This is a genomic window from bacterium, assembly GCA_024226335.1.
GTDB lineage: Bacteria > Myxococcota_A > UBA9160 > SZUA-336 > SZUA-336 > JAAELY01.
In genome coordinates this window covers 1-875 of the sequence record JAAELY010000274.1, presented here as the reverse complement: position 1 = coordinate 875, position 875 = coordinate 1, and the positions used below count along the sequence as shown (strand labels likewise).

Sequence of the window (875 nt, the reverse complement as noted above, 5' to 3'; positions counted from 1 at the left end):
AGCGACGTCCTGCGGATCGTCGCGTTGCAGGCCCTTGCCACTTGTGACGACACCAACGGTCTGATCGAGGCAGCACGATGGTTGAAAGGCGCGAGGCAGGTCAGTGTCCGCCTCGGATCGGGTTTTGCCACGGCACTCTTCCCTCACCACCTCAGGGTCGACGAACTGCTCGATCTGATCGAGCACGCGCCGGCACCGACTCCAGATTCCGCTGGGAGTTACGGGCACGTGGTGGAGAAACTCTGGAGAGCCTGCCCTGATGGTGATGCCCGGGAGCGTTTCATTGCGGGACTCGCGGCTCTTTGCCTCTCCCGCCCATTCACGTCAAACTACAGGCGTATTTCGTCGCGGTATCGCAGGCTCGCCGAGAACCTGGCTCCGATCGCCCGCGAGGCGGTTCTGGGAATAGGAGATTCAGAGCCTTCTGAAGGGCTGATCCGGATGTTGACGGCGGTGGAACGTGCTGAAAGGAACCCGTCGAACGATCCGGAACGCCCTTCTCTCAACGCGCTGGTCTCCGAGAAACCACATCTTCAACGCGATCTCTTCTGGGCGGACGTTGAGGAGACGCGACAAAACGCCAACCGTGCCGAGGATTATCCGACGAATTTCCAGCAGGTGTACTTCCGGCAAGGGACTTTGTGGCAGCTCGGGGCCAAAGACCTGGTCTGGCTCTACAAAGACCTCCCCCAACGTTCGCTTTTGACCGATCAGCAGGTCGCTCTTAGCGCGATCGTGGATGTCCTGCGTGACAGCGGCGATCTCGAAGCTGAAATGCGACGCCGAGTGACGACGCTCGCACTTCGCAGGCTTCGTGCGGCGCGAGCCAGCGCTGACGACAAGCGGCTGTGGCGCTACTTCGGATGGTTGCTTCT

Annotated in this window: 1 protein-coding gene; it reads left to right on the top strand. The window is 60.8% G+C overall.

Annotation, left to right across the window (positions count from 1 at the left end; all coding sequences use genetic code 11):
- Nucleotides 1-441 precede the first annotated feature (441 nt).
- Nucleotides 442-875, top strand: a 434-nt coding sequence (locus GY725_14835; protein MCP4005466.1) for a hypothetical protein, incomplete at its 3' end; no start/stop codon positions are given.